Source organism: Actinoallomurus soli (assembly GCF_024055715.1).
Taxonomy (GTDB): Bacteria; Actinomycetota; Actinomycetes; order Streptosporangiales; family Streptosporangiaceae; genus Actinoallomurus; species Actinoallomurus soli.
On sequence record NZ_JAMXMV010000001.1, the window covers coordinates 324,242 to 339,630 of the forward strand.

Below are 15,389 nucleotides of genomic sequence, written 5' to 3' on the forward strand. Positions count from 1 at the left end.
CCAGGGCCGTCTCTGGCCGAGGGGAAGCGGGCAGCGGCGGTCGTCCACGGGGACGGCGGCCCGCGGGACATCACACGCGCCATGGCCAGGGCGCGTTCCGCGACCGGCGCGGGAGCTTCACTCTCGGGACGCTCCCGCGCCTTCTCCGACCCACGCCGTCCGGTCCCGGCGCGTCGGCCCGTGTCCCTGCGGCCTACGCCGCCGCACCGCGTTCGCCCCGCCGTCCGCCTGCGCTTCGCTCCGCGGCGTCTACGCCACCGCGAGTACGACGATCGCCGTGGTCGCGGACGTCTCCACGAGCGCGCCCAGGACGTCGCCGGTGACGCCGCCCAGGCGCCGTACGGCGTGCCGGAGCAGCGCGGCGGAGACCAGGAGCCCGGCCGCCACGGCCACCGGGGCGAGGACGGCCGGTCGCGCGCCCCCGGCGAGCAGTCCCACGACCGACGCGGCGGCCGCGACGACCGCCGTCGCGGCCGCGGCGTCCCGGCGCCGTACGGTCCCGGCGACCAGGGCGCCCAGGCCCTCCGGGCGGGCGGCGGGGATCGCCGCGCGGCAGGCCCACGTCACCGCGAGCCGCCCGGTCACGGCCGCGGCGGTCACGGCGACCGCCCGGTGCGGCGCCTGGGCCAGGGCGGCCACCTGGATCAGCAGCGTGAACACGAGCGTGATGACCCCGAACGGCCCGATGTCGGACCGCTTCATGACCGCCAGGGCGCCCTCGGCGGGGCGTCCGCTGCCGAGCCCGTCGGCGAGGTCGGCCAGCCCGTCCAGGTGCAGACCGCGGGTGAGCAGCGCCGTCGTCCCGACCGCCAGGGCGGCGCCGAGCAGCGGTCCGGCGCCGAGCAGGCCCGCGACCGTGAGCACCACGGCGGCCGCCACGCCGACCAGGAGACCGGCGGCCGGGGCCAGCGTCATCGCCCGCCGAGCGGTCTCCCGGTCCACGCGCCCGCACCGCACCGGGAACACGGTGAGCAGCGACACGGCGAGGCGGAGTCCCTCCGCGCCGAGGATCCGCTCGTTCTCTTCCCTCACGACGTCCTCCGGGCGTCCTCCGCCGCCGCGCGCCTCCCGGCGGTCACGGCAGGTCGAGGACCCGGCCGGCGACGACCAGTGCGGTCTCCTCCGACTCGGCGGCCAGGCGCTGGTTGAGCCGTCCCAGAATGTCACGGAAGGCGCGCCCGCTCGCGGTGCCGGGAACGATCGACAGGCCGACCTCGTCGCCGACCGCGACGACGTGGGCCCGCGTGGACCGCCACGCGTCGACCAGCTCGTCCAGGCGCGGCGTCACCGCCTGGGGACGCTCCCACGCGCCGAGCTCGTCGAACACCGCCGTCAGCCAGGTGCCCATCCCGTCGATGAGGACGGTGCCCCTCGCGTCGCGCAGGAGGCCGGCCAGGTCGATCGTCTCGGCCGTCTCCCACCAGCGGGGGCGGCGCCGCCGGTGCGCGCTGATCCGGGCGCGCCACTCCGGGTCGTCCGCGTGCATGATCCCGGTCGCGACGTACGTCACGGCCGGGTGCGCCATGACCCGGAGCTCGGCCTCTCCGGACTTGCCCGACCGGGCGCCGCCCAGGATCAGCGACCGCCACGGCCCGGACACGGGGCGGATCCACCGGTCCAGCCGGCGTTCCAGTTCGGCCGGAGAGGCGACGCGGTGGTCGACGTGGACGGTCTCGATCCGCGTCTCTTCGGTCACCGCTCCGGCGCGCCGGAGCCGCCCCAGGTGCGACGGGTCGCCGATGAGGTCGAGGAGCACGGCGTCGTACGGCTCGGGGCCGGCCGGCTCGGGGCGGGCGCCCGGCCCGGCCGCGAGCAGGACCCGGTGCCCGCGCGGCGTACGGAGGTCGTATCCGCCGGGCACCTCGCGCCGGTCGCACTCCTCCGGCGGGACCCCGTCGAGGAGGACACGGGTCGGCTCGACGCGGAGGCGCGCCGCGCGCATCCGGGTGCAGGAGGAGCAGCGGCAGCCGGGCTCGGGCCAGCCGCGCGGCCCGGCCGTGCCGAGCAGATCGATCTCCATGGTCACCGCCCCTCGCCCGCCCGGCCGCCGGCCGGGGCCTCGAACGCCGTCCCGTCACCCGCCGGAGCCTCGAACGCCGCCCGCCGGGCGGCCCGGCGCAGAGCGAGGAGCACCGGGCGGCCGGTGACGGCCACCAGGATCGCCGTGAAGATCGCCCGCGGTACGTCGAACCCGAGGGAGGTGGCGAGGTCGAACGCGACGAACCTCCCGAGATTGTCGGCGAGCGGGGCGCCCGGGTGGAACGAGATCGAGCTCGACATCCCCCCGGCGAAAGGCCACAACCCGAGATTCTGCAGCCAGCCGTAGAGGAACGCGGCGACCGCGCCGTACGCCGCGAGCATCGCGATCTCCGCCCGGCCCCGCGGCCGTCGCGGCAGGCACCCGGCGAAGAACCCCACCCACGCCGCGCCGAGGATCTGGTACGGCAGCCAGGGGCCCACGCCCGCCGTGATCAGGGCGCTGGCGAACATCGTCACCGACCCCAGCAGGTAGCCGAACCCGCGCCCCAGCACCCGCCCGCCGTGCACGAGCACGAAGAACATCGGCTCGAACCCGGCGACGTTCGTGCCGAGCGGCCGGAGCGCCGCGCCGACCGCGCCGAGCACGCCCAGCAGCGCGATCGCCTTCGCGTCGATCCCGCCCTCGGCGACCTCGGCGAGCGCCACCGCGAGCAGCAGCGGAAGGAGCAGCACGAAGATCCACGGCGCGAAGGTCGACTGGGTGATCCGGGCCCCGGGTGTGACCAGCAGCGGCCAGCAGAACGCGGTCAGCCCCGCCAGCGACACGAGCACGAGCGCCGTCCCGGACCGCGCCCGCAGCCGGACCGGGTTCATGCCAGGACCTCACGGGCCTGGTCCACCGTGAGGACCGGCGCCGGAGCGAGGATCTTGCCGACCTGGGGGGCGAACGCCGGCGAGGACACCACCACCTCGGCGGTCGGCCCGTCGGCGACGATCTCGCCCTCGGCGACGACCACGGTGCGGGTCGCGACCTCGGCGACCAGTTCGACGTCGTGGGTGGCCAGGACGAGCGCGTGCCCGTCGGCGGCCAGGTCACGGACGATCTCCACCAGGCGTTCCTTGGCGGTGTAGTCGAGGCCGCGCGTCGGCTCGTCCAGCAGGACCAGCGGCGGCCGTCCGGTCAGGATCACGGCCAGCGCGAGGGACAGCCGCTGCCCCTCCGACAGGTCGCGCGGATGCAGGGCGTCGTCGACGCCGGGCGCGAGGCGCTCGAACAGGGAGCGGCAGGCTCCGCGCTCCGCCGCCATGTCGCGGTCCGCGGCGGCGCACTCGGCCGCGACCGTCTCGGCGTACAGCAGGTCGGCCGCGTCCTGCGGGACCAGGCCGGCGTTCCGGACCATGACGCGCGGCGGCGTCTCGTGCGGCGCCGCGTCGCCGACCCGCACCCGCCCGCCCGCCGGGCGCACGAGGCCGACCAGGGCGCGCAGCAGCGAGGACTTCCCGGCGCCGTTCCGTCCCATCAGCGCGATCACCTCACCGGAGGCGACGGACAGGTCGACGCCGCGCAGCGCCGGCACCGGGCCGTACCGGACCTCCAGGCCGCGTACGGACGCGAGCGTCCGCCCGTCGCCGTTCACCGAGGGCGGAGCGGGCGGCGGAGCCACGGCGAGGCGCTCGCGCAGGGGAGCGGCGGCGCGCCGGGCGTCCCGTACGGACAGGGGCAGCGGCGACCAGCCCGCCAGCCGCCCCAGCCGGACCACGGGCGGCGCCACCGGCGAGTCCGCCATGATCGCGCCGGTCGGGCCGTACGCGGGCGGCCGCCCGTCGCCGGGCAGCAGCACCATCGTGTCGGCCAGGTGGACGACCCGTTCGAGGCGGTGCTCGGCGAGGACCACGGTGAGGCCGAGGTCGTGCACGAGCCGCTGCAGCGTGGCCAGGACGTCCTCCGCCCCGACCGGGTCCAGCGCGGACGTCGGCTCGTCGAGCACGAGGACCTTCGGGTGCGTGGTCAGCACCGAGCCGATCGCGACCCGCTGCGCCTGCCCGCCGGACAGCGTGCCGAGCGGCCGGTCCCGCAACCCGGCCAGGCCGAGCAGGTCCAGGGTCTCCTCGACGCGCCGTCGCATGACGTCCGGCGGGACTCCCAGGGACTCCATGCCGTACGCCAGCTCCTCCTCGACCACGTCGGAGACGAACCCGGCCCGCGGGTCCTGGCCGACGTAGCCGACGACGTCGGCGAGCTCACGCGGCGGATGATCGCGGGTGTCCCGGCCGGCGACGGTCACCCGGCCGGACAGCACGCCGCCGGTGAAGTGGGGGACCAGGCCGTTCACCGCGCGCAGCAGCGTGGACTTGCCCGTGCCGGTACGCCCGGCGACCAGGCACAGCTCCCCCTCCTCGATCTCCAGGTCGACGTCCGTGAGCACCGGCGTCCCGCCGTAGCGGAAGCCGACCCGCTCGAAACGGATCATGTCCGGATCCTCCGGAGGAGCGCCGGGGCGAGGGCGAGCAACACGCCGGCGGCCGGGAGCGCCGGCAGGCCCGGGGCGGACCCCGGCACGGGCCGCAGGCCCTCGGTGCCGGCGAGACCGGCGGCGGTCATCGCGGCGGCGGCCAGCACGCCCGATCCGCCCGTGACCCACTCCGGCAGCGCCCACGGATCCGGGCGGTACCGGGTCCGGGGGGAGCGGCGCCCCCCGAGCCACAGGCCGGCGGCGGCGCAGACCGACCCCGCGAGCAGCATCGGCGTCCCGAGCGCCGCCGGCGCCTGCCCGTCGAGAAGCCCGTACAGCCCGGCGCACACCGCGAGGAGCCCGCCGAGGACCAGGGCCGCGGTGGCGCGTCGCCGCGTGCGGGGTACGGCCGCGGTACGGCCGTACCCGCGCGCGTCCATCGCGGCGGCCAACTGCACCGACCGGTCCAGCGCCCCCTCGAGCACCGGCATGGCGAGCCGCCGCAGGGACCGGATCCCCCGGTCGGCGCGGCCGCGCAGGCGCTGCGCGTCGCGGACCCGCCGGACGTGCGCGACCGCCTGCGGTGCGAACGTCATCGCCACGACGACCGCGACGCCCACCTCGTACAGCGCCCCGGGCACCGACTTGAGCAGCCGGCTCGGCGCGGCCAGCGCGTTCGCCGCGCCGACGCAGACGAGGACGGTGGCGAGCCGCAGCGCGTCGTACCCGGCGACGGCCAGGCCCTCGGCGGTCACCGGCCCGCCGACCCGCAGCCCCGCCATCCAGGACGGCAGGGTCACCGACGGCAGCGTGACCAGCGTGGTGCCCGGCGCCTGCGCCGCGAACACCGCCCCGAACACCAGCCGCACCACGACCACGAAGAGACCGATCCGCAGGAACATCCCGTACGCCCGCGCCCAGGGGTCGTCGGTCCGGCGCACCGCGACGACCGTCCCGGTCACCGCCCCGACCAGCAGGAGGAGCAGCGGGTCGGTCGTCCGCGTGGCCGCCGTCGCGAGCCCCAGCGCCCACAGCCACCAGGCCCCGGGATGCAGCCGTCGGTTCACGCGTCCTCCTTCGTCGGAGGAGTGACCAGAGGTGCTGCGTTCTTGGTTCGCTCGCTGCGCTCGCTCATGCGTCCTCCTTCGTCGGAGGAGTGACCAGAGGCGCGGCGTTCTTGGTTCGCTCGCTGCGCTCGCTCATCGGCGCGACCGGCGGGCCGCGACGAGACCGCCGCCCGCGGCGACGACCACGATCAGGCCGATCCCGGCGTACAACCCGACCGGCGTCCCGGAGTCCTTCTTCTTCTCGGCGGTCGTCTTCGCGGCCGCGGTCGCCGTCGGGGACGGGGCGATCGGTATGCCGCAGGTGCCGAAGGAGTCGATGGCGCAGATCAGGCCGCTCTTGTCCGCCTGCGGGCTGCCCGCCGCCGCGAGGACGTCGGAGCCGGTGGCGTTCTCCGGAACGGTCGCGCAGTACCGCTTGGAAGCGCGCGGCACCTGGCCCTTCGGGGCGTCGCCCGCCTCGCCGTAGTCGATGACGACGGCGACGCGCTTCCTGCCCGCCGGGGTGCCGCTCCCGGGCCCGCAGATCGTGGCGAAGTCCGGCTTGTCGCGGGGCGGGGTCCCGGTGTTCCCGCTCGACTTCGCGAACCGCCATCCCTCGACCGCGCCGTCCTTGGGATGGGCCTGGGCCGGGCCCGTGCTCGCGAAGGCCCATGTGCCGCCCTTGGCCTGCCAGTATCCCCAGAACGCCACGCCGTCGGCGTGCGCCTCGGACATGGGCGCGAACACCAGGGCGGAGGCGAGGAGGCCCGCCCCGATCTTCGTGGCGGGGCGAGCGGCTGCGATCTTCGGCATGGGCGCCTTTCTGGGGGCAGGGCGGTCCCCGGTGAAGCGGGCGCACCGAATGCCGCACGCGCCCGGACTCCATCCGCAGACCACGACGGAACGACGGAGCCGCTCGCGCCGGCGCGGGCATTCCGGCTCGCCGCCGGGCGGGACGCCCGTACGGCCTACGGTTGCGGGTCAGCGCCGGACTTGGACCGGCTTCCCCCGCGACGGCGCGTGTGCTGCTGCCGATGAGTTGACCACGGGGCGGTGAACGGCGTCAAAACGGCCGGTCCCGGTAACCTGCGGATCATGAGGCGGGTCCGAGCGCGACGCCGACCTCGGAGGTCGCCGCGGCCCGTGGCGGGGGCGGCCCGACGAGCCGGACGATCCGGACGGGAATGAGGAGAGCGATGCCCTGGAGCTGGCGGTACGAGAAGTCCGACGGGACGCCGGTGGAGGCCCCCGGCTTCGGCGAGGAGACCTGGACCACCCAGGCCGACGCGGAGTCCTGGGTGGGGGAGAACTGGCGCGGCCTCCTGGAGGCCGGCGTCGACCAGGTGTCCCTCCTGGAGGACGGGCGGGTGGAGTACGGCCCGATGAGCCTTCACCCCGAGGCCGGCTGAGCGCCGAGCCGGCGCGCGGGCGGCGGATTCCGCCGGGCTCCCGGTCAGGGAGGCCCGGCGGACGCCGGCGCCTACGGGCGGTGCGACGGGCTGACGGTCTTGGCCGGGTCGCGCTCGACGACCGGCGCGAGGATCTCGTCGACGCGCTGCAGCAGGTCGGCCTCGAGCTTGACGCCGGCGGCCTTTACGTTGTCCCGCACCTGTTCCGGGCGGGTGGCGCCGATGATCGCCGAGGAGACGTTGGGGTTCTGCAGGACCCAGGCGACGGCGAGCTGCGCCATCGACAGGCCCGCCTCCTCGGCGAGCGGCTTGAGCCGCTGCACGCGGGTCAGCACCTCGTCGTCCAGGAGCCGCTGGATGAACGCGGCGCCGCTCTTCTCGTCGGTGGCGCGTGAGCCCGCGGGCGGAGCGGCGCCCGGCTCGTACTTGCCGGTCAGCACGCCCTGGGCGATCGGCGACCAGACGATCTGCCCGACGCCCTCCTTCTCGCACAGCGGCACGACCTCGGACTCGATGACCCGCCACAGCATGTTGTACTGCGGCTGGTTCGAGACGATCCGGTCCAGGCCCATCTCGTCGGCGATCTTCAGCGCCCGGGCGATCTCCTCGGCGCGCCACTCCGACACGCCGATGTAGAGCACCTTGCCCTGGCGTACGAGATCGTCGAACGCCTTGAGGGTCTCCTCGAGCGGGGTCTCGTGGTCGAACCGGTGCGCCTGGTACAGGTCGACGTAGTCGGTCTGCAGGCGGCGCAGCGAGCCGTGGATCGACTCGAAGATGTGCTTGCGGGACAGGCCGCGGTCGTTGGGACCGGAGCCGGTGGGCCAGTAGACCTTGGTGAAGATCTCCAGCGACTCCCGGCGCTGTCCCTTCAGGGCGCGGCCCAGGACCTCCTCCGCGCGGGTGCCGGCGTAGACGTCCGCCGTGTCGAAGGTGGTGACGCCCTCCTCGAGGGCGGCCTGGACGCACGCCTTGGCGGCGTCCTCCTCCACCTGGGAGCCGTGCGTGATCCAGTTGCCGTACGAGATTTCGCTGACCATGAGGCCGCTTCGGCCCAAATGACGGAACTCCATGCTCGGAACCCTAAGCGGCGGAGGTCAGACCTGGTCCTTTTGACCCGGCTTGAGGCGCGGCTGCGGCATGCGGAACCGGCGGATCTGCATCGACCGGGTCGCGGTGTAGAAGCCGATGCCGCGGAGGTTGTCGTCGGGGAAGCGCTCCTGGGCGAGCTTCTTCACCCGCCTGCCCAGGTAGATCGACTCGCCGATGATCAGGACGAGCATGACCGGCCAGCCGAACTGGTAGACGTACGCCTTGACGGTCATCGGCGCGACCATCGCCAGCAGCAGGATCAGCAGGGTGAGGTACATGAAGTACTCGCCGAACGTGCGCCGGGAGTCGACGAAGTCGCGGGCGAGCCGGCGGCCCGGCCCCTGGTCGCGTTTGGGCAGGTAGCGGTCGTCGCCGCGGGCCATGCCCTCCTTGACCTTCTGGCGGTCACGGGCCTGGCGCTCGCGGGCCTGCGCATAGGCCTCCTTGCGCGTCTTGGGCGCGGTGATCGGCTGGCGGTTGCGCCTCTCCGCCTCGCGGCGCTTGGGCGTGGGGCGGCCCTTCCCTCCCGGTTTGACGATCTCCGGGGTGGCTTCGGGCTCCTGCGTGGCGGTATCGGTACGGCGTCGGAACACGCAGATCAGCCTACCGGCGCTCGCGGCGAACATAATGACTGTCTTGGACGTTAACGCGTAGGGTGGTCAGCGAAACCCCAGCAGCGTTGTTAGGCACCAGCGGAAGGGACCGGCCACGCGCGATGAGCGTGATGAAGCGTATGTCGATGATCTTCAAGTCCAAGGCCAATAAGGCACTGGATCGGATGGAAGATCCTCGCGAGACCCTTGACTATTCCTACCAGCGCCAGCTTGAGATGCTGCAGAAGGTCCGCCGGGGGGTCGCGGACGTCGCGACGTCTCGCAAGCGACTGGAGCTGCAGATCAACCAGCTCGAGCAGCAGCAGAACAAGCTGACCGAGCAGGGCAAGAAGGCCCTGCAGGTCGGGCGGGAGGACCTCGCCCGCGAGGCGCTGACCCGCCGGGCGGGTCTGGACAGCCAGCTGAACGACCTGCGCGCGCAGTACCAGCAGCTGCAGGGCGAGGAGGAGAAGCTCACGCTCGCCTCCCAGCGCCTGCAGGCCAAGGTCGACTCCTTCCGTACGCGCAAGGAGACGATCAAGGCCACCTATACGGCCGCCGAGGCGCAGACCAAGATCAACGAGGCGTTCTCCGGCATCTCCGAGGAGATGGGCGACGTCGGCCTGGCGATCCAGCGCGCCGAGGAGAAGACCGAGAACATGAAGGCGCGCGCCGGCGCCATCGACGAGCTGCTCGCCTCGGGCGCCCTGGAGGACTACTCCGGTCCGCGCGACGACATCCAGGCCGAGCTCGACCGCATGGGCAGCGGCCCGGGCGTCGACCTCGAGCTCGAGCAGATGAAGGCCGAGCTCGGCATGGGCTCCGCGCCGAAGCAGCTCGACGCCGCGCCGGGCCAGGCGCAGGGCCAGCAGGCCGCCCCCCACCAGCAGGCCCAGCCGCAGCCCCAGCGGCCGTACCAGCCGGGGGAGGGCCAGTGATCGTCCGGCTGATGGGCGAGGGCCAGCTGAACGTCGCCGACGGCGACCTGGCCGCCCTGAACGACCTCGACGCCGAGCTCGAGAAGGCCATCGAGTCCGGCGACGAGGAGCAGTTCCGCGGCGCGTTGCACGCGCTGCTCGAGCGGGTGCGCACGGTGGGCAAGCCACTGCCGCCCGAGGACCTCGAGCCGTCGGACCTGATCCTGCCGCCCGCTGACGCGACGATGGATGAGGTCCGCGCGATGTTGGGTGACGAAGGACTCATCCCTGACTGACCCGTACGGCACAAAGCGGGCCTGTCCGCACGTTCTATCTGAAGAAGCGTCGGACGGGAGGAAGGGGACATGATGGAGCGCTCGCGCTTCGCACCCGACCGAGGGCTCACATCGCGCATGCTGCTGACGATGTTCCTGCTGGGGCTGCTGTACATCGTCTTCGTCGGGTTCTTCTTCGTGTTCGTGCCACGGCTCTGGCTGGTCGTCCTGGTCATCGCCGTGGCCTTCCTCCTGGCCCAGTACTTCTTCTCCGACCGGCTCGCGCTGTTCGCCATGCACGGGCGCGTCGTGTCGGCGGAGGAGGCCCCGGAGCTGCACGGCGTGATCGACCGGATCTGCGCCATGTCCGATATGCCGAAGCCGAAGGTGGCGGTCGCCGACACCGACGTGCCGAACGCCTTCGCCACCGGACGCAACCAGCAGAACGCCGTGGTCTGCGTCACCACCGGCCTGCTCCGGCGGCTCGACCCCGTCGAGCTGGAGGCCGTGCTGGCCCACGAGCTGTCCCACGTCGCCCACCGTGACGTCGCGGTGATGACGATCGCGTCGTTCCTCGGCATCCTGGCCGGCCTGCTCACGCGGTTCGGCCTGGAGTGGGGCCTGTGGGGCGGGTTCAACGACCGCGACCGCAACAACAACGACCAGAGCACCGCGATGGTCCTCCTGGTCGTCATCGGCGTCAGCGCCGCGGTCTACGCCATCAGCTTCCTGCTGACCCGCGCCCTGTCGCGCTACCGCGAGCTGTCGGCCGACCGCGCCGCGGCGCTGCTCACCGGACGGCCCTCCGCACTGGCGGCCGCGCTCACCAAGGTCACCGGCGAGATGTCCCGCATCCCGACCAAGGACCTGCGGGCCGCCGAGCCGTTCAACGCCTTCTACTTCGCGCCCGCCTTCAGCAAGGGGATCAGCATCTCGACGCTCTTCTCCACCCACCCGTCGCTGGACCAGCGACTCGAACAGCTCGCCAAGATCTCCGCCCAGCTCGGCCGGGGAGCCTGACGCGGGCGACACGCCGCTGGTGGACCAGGGAGTCTTACATGGGGTTCCTCGACACACTGCTGGGCCGGTCGAAGCCCAAGAAACCCGACCTCGACCGGCTGTTCGCGCTGCCGACCGCGGCCGTGACCCTGGAGGCCGCGGCCGGGCTGACGCCCACGGGCGTGGGCGCCGTCTGCTTCCGCGCGGCCGAGGGCGCGGCGTTCGCGCAGATCGAGAAGGACGTGCGCGAGCTCCTGGACGCCGGTGAGGGGCCGAAGGTCGAGCTGAGCACCGACACGTACGGCTACACCTGGCTGGTCGCCCGGCACCCCGCGACCGACCTCGAAGGCCTCGTCACGGACCTGCACGCGGTCAACGCCGCCCTGGAGTCCGGCGGATTCGGCCCCCAGCTGCTCTGCTCGCTCGTGGCCTTCACCGGCCCGGACGGCAGGCGCTTCGGCCTCGTCTACCTCTACAAGCGCGGCACCTTCTACCCCTTCGCCCCGATGCCGGGCGAAAGGCGGGACAACGCTCTGGAACTGCAGGTACGCGGCGCGGTCGGCGCGGACCTGCCCGTCGAGGGCGACCTGAGCCGGTGGTTCCCGGTATGGGGCGCTCCCGGGCTGTGACCTTCGTCCTCGAGGCCGTCGGCGTACGCCACGGCGATGCCGTCATCCTCGACGGCATCAGCGTCACCCTCCGATCGGGGCACTGCACGGCGATCGCCGGGCCCAGCGGCGCCGGCAAGTCGACGCTGCTGCGCCTGCTCAACCGGATGCTGGAGCCGACCAGCGGCCGCGTCCTGCTCGACGGCACCCCGCTGCCCGCCCTGGACGTCCTCGCGCTGCGCCGCCGCGTCGGCCTCGTCGCGCAGCAGCCGACCCTGCTCACCGGCACGGTCCTGGACGATCTGCGGGTCGGCCGTCCCGGCCTGACGGAGGACGAGGCCCGCTCGCTCCTCGCCGAGATCGGTCTGCCGCCCGCCTTCGCCGAACGCCCGACCGCCGGGTTGTCCGGAGGAGAGGCCCAGCGCGTCTGCCTGGCCCGTACGCTGGCGCTCCGCCCCGAGGTCCTCCTCCTCGACGAGCCCACCTCCGCACTCGACCGCGCCAGCGCCGAGGCCATCGAGCAGGTCGTCAAGGACCTGCGCGCGGCAGGCGGCACCGCCGTCCTCGTCAGCCATGACACCGCGCAGGCCCGGCGCCTCGCCGACGACGTGATCGTTCTCCGCGCCGGGCGACTGGCCGAACACGGCCCTCCCGACGAGGTGGCCTACCTGCGGACCGCGACCTCGTGAGCGCGCGAGCCAGGGCACGGCTCCGCCGGTCGCCCCTGCGGCGGAGGAGGCATCGTGAGTGCGGTCGCCCCTGCGGTGGAGGAGGTCTCGTGAGTGCGATCGCTCTTCCTGTGGAGGAGGTCCTGTGACCCATGAGGTGCACGTCCCGTCATGGCCGGGCGTCGTGGCCTCGCTCGCGCTGGTCGCCGTCGCGCTCGGGATCGTCGCGCGGGCACGTCTGCGGATCAGCCGTGAACTCGTCGTCGCCGCCGTCCGCGCCGGCGTCCAGCTCATCGCCGTCGGCGCGCTGCTGCTCGCCATCTTCAAGTACGCCGGCCTGCCGGGGGCGTTCGCCTGGGCGGCGGTTATGGTGGTGATCGCCGGGCAGGTCGCGGGGCGGCGCGGCTCGGGGGTGCCCCGGTCGCGGGTGGCCGCCACCGCGGGCCTGGCCGCGGGCGGCGGCACGACGCTGCTCGCCCTCGTCCTGCTCGACGTCATCCCCGCCCAGGCGCGCGTCGTCGTCCCCGTGGCCGGAATGATCATCGGTGGCTCGATGCAGGCGGCCGGCCTGGCGCTCCGGCGCGTACGGGACGCGGTGACGTCCGGCCGGGCAGCGATCGAGGCCCGGCTGTCGCTCGGTCTCACCGCCCGCGAGGCGTTCGCGCCGCATACCCGCGACGCGCTCCACACCGCCCTGCTGCCCGTCGTCGACTCGACGAAGGTCGTCGGCCTGATCACTCTGCCCGGCGCGATGACCGGCCTGATCCTCGGCGGTGTCGACCCGCTCACCGCGATCCGCTATCAGATCGTCGTGATGTACATGCTGCTCGCGGCGGCGGCCATCAGCGCGTACGTCACCACCCGCCTCGCGGAGGCCGCCCTCTTCGACGAGGCCCACCGCCTGCGCTGCTAGGGCCGGCCCTCGATCGGACGCGCCCGAATCGGCGCGCGAGACGCTGCTAGGGTGGGTTTCAGCCTGAAATCGCTGGTCAAAGCCGAATACGAGGCTTCAATGACGGTGACCACATTCAGCACCTCCGGGCGGAGATCCACTTCTTGGCTCCCTGCGGAGATGACTACATTCGTCGGGCGTCGGCGCGAGCTGGCCGAAGTGAAACGCCTGCTGTCGGTGTCTCGCATCGTGACCCTCACCGGACCGGGCGGTGTCGGCAAGAGCCGGCTGGCCCTGCGGGTGGCCGCCGAACTACGACGCGCCTACCCGGACGGCGTCTGGCTGGCCGAACTCGCGGAACTGGACAATCCGAAGCTGCTCGCCCAGACGCTGGTCGCCGCGCTGGGAATCACGGCCCGTTCGGTCGAGCGCCCCGGCGAAGTGCTCGTCGAGCATCTGGCCGGCAAACGGACGCTGGTGATCCTGGACAACTGCGAGCACCTCCTCCAAGAGTGCGGCCTGCTCGCGCGAACGCTGCTGCGCGAGGTCCCGGAGCTGCACATCCTGGCCACGAGCCTGCAGCCGCTGGGCATCTTCAGCGAGCAGACGTACGTCGTGCCGACGCTGTCCCTGCCCTGCGACGGAGCGCCGCATGGGACACAGTCCGCGATGTCCGACGCGGTCCGGCTGTTCACGGAGCGGGCCGAGGCGGTGTTGCCCGGATTCGCCGTCACGGACCGTAATCGTGAGATCGTCGAGCGGATCTGCAGGCGCCTGGACGGGCTCCCGCTCGCCATCGAACTCGCCGTGGTACGGCTGCGCGCCCTCTCGGTCGAGCAGCTGCTCGACCGGCTCGACGATCGTTTCCGGCTCCTGTCCATGGAGTCGAGAGCCGTCGCGTCGCGACATCAGACGCTCCGCGCGCTGATCGACTGGAGTTACGCCCTGTGCACGGAGAAGGAGCGTCTGCTGTGGGCGCGCGTCTCGGTGTTCACCGGCAGCCTGGATCTCGAGGCTGCCGAGGAGGTCTGCGCCGGGGACGGCATCGGCCGTGGCGAGATCGTCCAGTTGGTGATCGGCCTCGTGGAGAAGTCGGTCCTCGCCCGGGAGGAGGGCCCGGGCGGAGTTCGGTTCCGGCTGCTGGAGACCATACGGCGGTACGGCCGGGAGCGGCTGGCCGACTCGGGCGAGAAGTCGACGGTCGAACGCCGGTACCGCGACTACTACCGGAGAGTCGCCCGCGAGTCGAAGGCGCGGCTGTTCGGCCCGGCGCAGGTGGAGACGCTCAACCGGCTGAGGGTCGAGTATCCGAACCTGCGTTCCGCTCTGGAGTACTGCTACGCCGAGCGCGCCGGGCTCTGCATCGACATGGCCAGCAACCTGTTGTACCACTGGGTGACCAGCTACCACCTCGGGGAGGGGCGCGACTGGCTGGAGCAGGGCCTCGCGGATCCCGGGATCCACGTCGAGATCAGGTCCCGGGCGCTGGCGTCGTGCGGCTGGCTCGCCATCATGCAGGGAGATCCGGCGTCCGCGACCCGGATGCTCGCCGAGAGCAGAGCCCTCGCCGAGCAGAACGGGCTGGAGCACATCCTCGGTTACGTCGCGTCGTACTCCGGGACGGTCGCCATGCATCAGGGGGACAGTGAGGCTGCGGTCGGGTTCTACACGGAGGCGGTGACCCGTCACCGCGCCGTCCAGGACCCTCTCGGTGAGGTGCTGGCGCTCACCCGGCTCGCCCTCGCGTACTCCTCTTTGGACGAGTCCGAGCGCGCCGTCGCCGCCGCCGAAAAGGCCATGGCCATCTGCGACGTCCACGGAGAACGCTGGCAGCGGGCGTACGCGATGACGGCGCTCGGCATCCAGACCTGGCGTCAGGGCGATCCGCGGCGCGCCGCCTCCCTGGAACGCGAGAGCCTGCGATTCAACCGCCTGCTCGGCGACACGCTGGGAATGGGCCTGAACATCGAGGCGCTGGCCTGGATCGCCGCCGGGGAGGGGGACCACGAGCGAGCCGGCCGGCTGCTGGGCATCCTGGGCAATCTCTGGGAGGGAATCGGCGCGCGGATGCCGGGATACGCCTACCTCGCGATCCACCACGAGGAATGCGTGGCCCGTACGCGTCAGGGGCTCGGTGAGGAGGCGTTCCGCGCGGCCGTCGAACGGGGTACCCGCCTCTCGGAGGAGGAGGCGCTCGACTACGCCCTCTCGGAGCGGCGGCCGCCTCCGCCCGCCCCGTCCGCCCCGGCGGTCGGCGACAGATGGACCCCGCTGACCAAGCGGGAGACGGAGATCGCCCGGCTCGTCGCGCGGGGAATGAGCAACAAGGAGATCGCGGCGTCCCTGGTGATCGCCCAGCGCACCGCCGAAGGCCACGTCGAGCACATCCTCGCCAAGCTCGGCTTCACCTCCCGTACCCAGATCGCCGCCTGGGTCTCCGAACAGACCCCGCCCTGA

The 15,389-nt window shown here is 73.1% G+C and carries 16 protein-coding genes; 8 read left to right on the top strand and 8 right to left on the bottom strand.

The window, feature by feature from the left end; all coding sequences use genetic code 11:
- Positions 1–249: 249 nt before the first annotated feature.
- The 6 genes from cobS to NDW01_RS01515 all read right to left on the bottom strand — a co-directional run bounded on the left by cobS (position 250) and on the right by NDW01_RS01515 (position 6,292).
- A complete protein-coding gene (gene cobS, locus NDW01_RS01490) occupies positions 250–1,032 on the bottom strand; it encodes an adenosylcobinamide-GDP ribazoletransferase (RefSeq protein ID WP_252815829.1) in 783 nt (260 codons plus the stop codon).
- A 43-nt stretch (positions 1,033–1,075) separates the two neighbouring features.
- A complete protein-coding gene (locus NDW01_RS01495) occupies positions 1,076–2,020 on the bottom strand; it encodes a bifunctional adenosylcobinamide kinase/adenosylcobinamide-phosphate guanylyltransferase (protein ID WP_252815831.1) in 945 nt (314 codons plus the stop codon).
- A gap of 2 nt (positions 2,021–2,022) precedes the next feature.
- Positions 2,023–2,853 carry an ECF transporter S component gene (locus tag NDW01_RS01500; RefSeq protein WP_252815833.1) on the bottom strand — a complete coding sequence of 277 codons (831 nt, stop codon included), beginning with the start codon at positions 2,851–2,853 and terminating at the stop codon, positions 2,023–2,025.
- On the bottom strand, positions 2,850–4,451 hold the full coding sequence (locus NDW01_RS01505; RefSeq protein ID WP_252815834.1) for an ABC transporter ATP-binding protein: 1,602 nt from the start codon (positions 4,449–4,451) through the stop codon (positions 2,850–2,852). The genes NDW01_RS01500 and NDW01_RS01505 overlap by 4 nt, the downstream gene beginning before the upstream one ends.
- The gene (locus NDW01_RS01510) at positions 4,448–5,500 is read right to left on the bottom strand and encodes an energy-coupling factor transporter transmembrane component T (protein ID WP_252815835.1); all 1,053 of its coding nucleotides are present in this window, start codon (positions 5,498–5,500) and stop codon (positions 4,448–4,450) included. Before NDW01_RS01510 ends, NDW01_RS01505 begins: the two co-directional genes overlap by 4 nt.
- A 132-nt stretch (positions 5,501–5,632) precedes the next feature.
- Positions 5,633–6,292, bottom strand: coding sequence for an SCO2322 family protein (locus tag NDW01_RS01515; protein ID WP_252815836.1), 660 nt, complete (start codon positions 6,290–6,292; stop codon positions 5,633–5,635).
- Positions 6,293–6,675: 383 nt separating this feature from the next.
- Between NDW01_RS01515 and NDW01_RS01520 the strand changes: the two genes are divergently transcribed.
- Complete coding sequence (locus NDW01_RS01520; RefSeq protein ID WP_252782815.1) at positions 6,676–6,888, top strand: hypothetical protein; 213 nt, start codon at positions 6,676–6,678, stop codon at positions 6,886–6,888.
- A 71-nt stretch (positions 6,889–6,959) separates the two neighbouring features.
- On the opposite strand, the gene NDW01_RS01525 is transcribed toward NDW01_RS01520, so the two are convergent.
- Both NDW01_RS01525 and NDW01_RS01530 read right to left on the bottom strand, forming a co-directional pair.
- Complete coding sequence (locus NDW01_RS01525; RefSeq protein ID WP_252815837.1) at positions 6,960–7,961, bottom strand: aldo/keto reductase family protein; 1,002 nt, start codon at positions 7,959–7,961, stop codon at positions 6,960–6,962.
- 24 nt (positions 7,962–7,985) lie between these two features.
- Positions 7,986–8,573, bottom strand: a complete 588-nt coding sequence (locus NDW01_RS01530) for a DUF3043 domain-containing protein (protein ID WP_252815838.1) — start codon at positions 8,571–8,573, stop codon at positions 7,986–7,988.
- A gap of 122 nt (positions 8,574–8,695) precedes the next feature.
- Between NDW01_RS01530 and NDW01_RS01535 the strand changes: the two genes are divergently transcribed.
- From NDW01_RS01535 to NDW01_RS01565, 7 genes are all read left to right on the top strand, one after another.
- Positions 8,696–9,511: a PspA/IM30 family protein gene (locus tag NDW01_RS01535; protein ID WP_252815839.1), complete on the top strand. Its 816-nt coding sequence runs from the start codon at positions 8,696–8,698 to the stop codon at positions 9,509–9,511.
- Positions 9,508–9,786 carry a PspA-associated protein PspAA gene (pspAA, locus tag NDW01_RS01540; protein ID WP_252815840.1) on the top strand — a complete coding sequence of 93 codons (279 nt, stop codon included), beginning with the start codon at positions 9,508–9,510 and terminating at the stop codon, positions 9,784–9,786. The genes NDW01_RS01535 and pspAA overlap by 4 nt, the downstream gene beginning before the upstream one ends.
- Before the next feature lie 72 nt (positions 9,787–9,858).
- On the top strand, positions 9,859–10,785 hold the full coding sequence (htpX, locus tag NDW01_RS01545; RefSeq protein ID WP_252817324.1) for a zinc metalloprotease HtpX: 927 nt from the start codon (positions 9,859–9,861) through the stop codon (positions 10,783–10,785).
- 38 nt (positions 10,786–10,823) lie between these two features.
- On the top strand, positions 10,824–11,393 hold the full coding sequence (gene pspAB / locus NDW01_RS01550) for a PspA-associated protein PspAB (RefSeq protein WP_252815841.1): 570 nt from the start codon (positions 10,824–10,826) through the stop codon (positions 11,391–11,393).
- Positions 11,390–12,061, top strand: coding sequence for an ABC transporter ATP-binding protein (locus NDW01_RS01555; protein ID WP_252815843.1), 672 nt, complete (start codon positions 11,390–11,392; stop codon positions 12,059–12,061). Before pspAB ends, NDW01_RS01555 begins: the two co-directional genes overlap by 4 nt.
- Before the next feature lie 124 nt (positions 12,062–12,185).
- Positions 12,186–12,953: an ABC transporter permease gene (locus tag NDW01_RS01560; protein WP_252815845.1), complete on the top strand. Its 768-nt coding sequence runs from the start codon at positions 12,186–12,188 to the stop codon at positions 12,951–12,953.
- Between the two features lie 159 nt (positions 12,954–13,112).
- On the top strand, positions 13,113–15,389 hold the full coding sequence (locus tag NDW01_RS01565) for an ATP-binding protein (protein ID WP_252815847.1): 2,277 nt from the start codon (positions 13,113–13,115) through the stop codon (positions 15,387–15,389).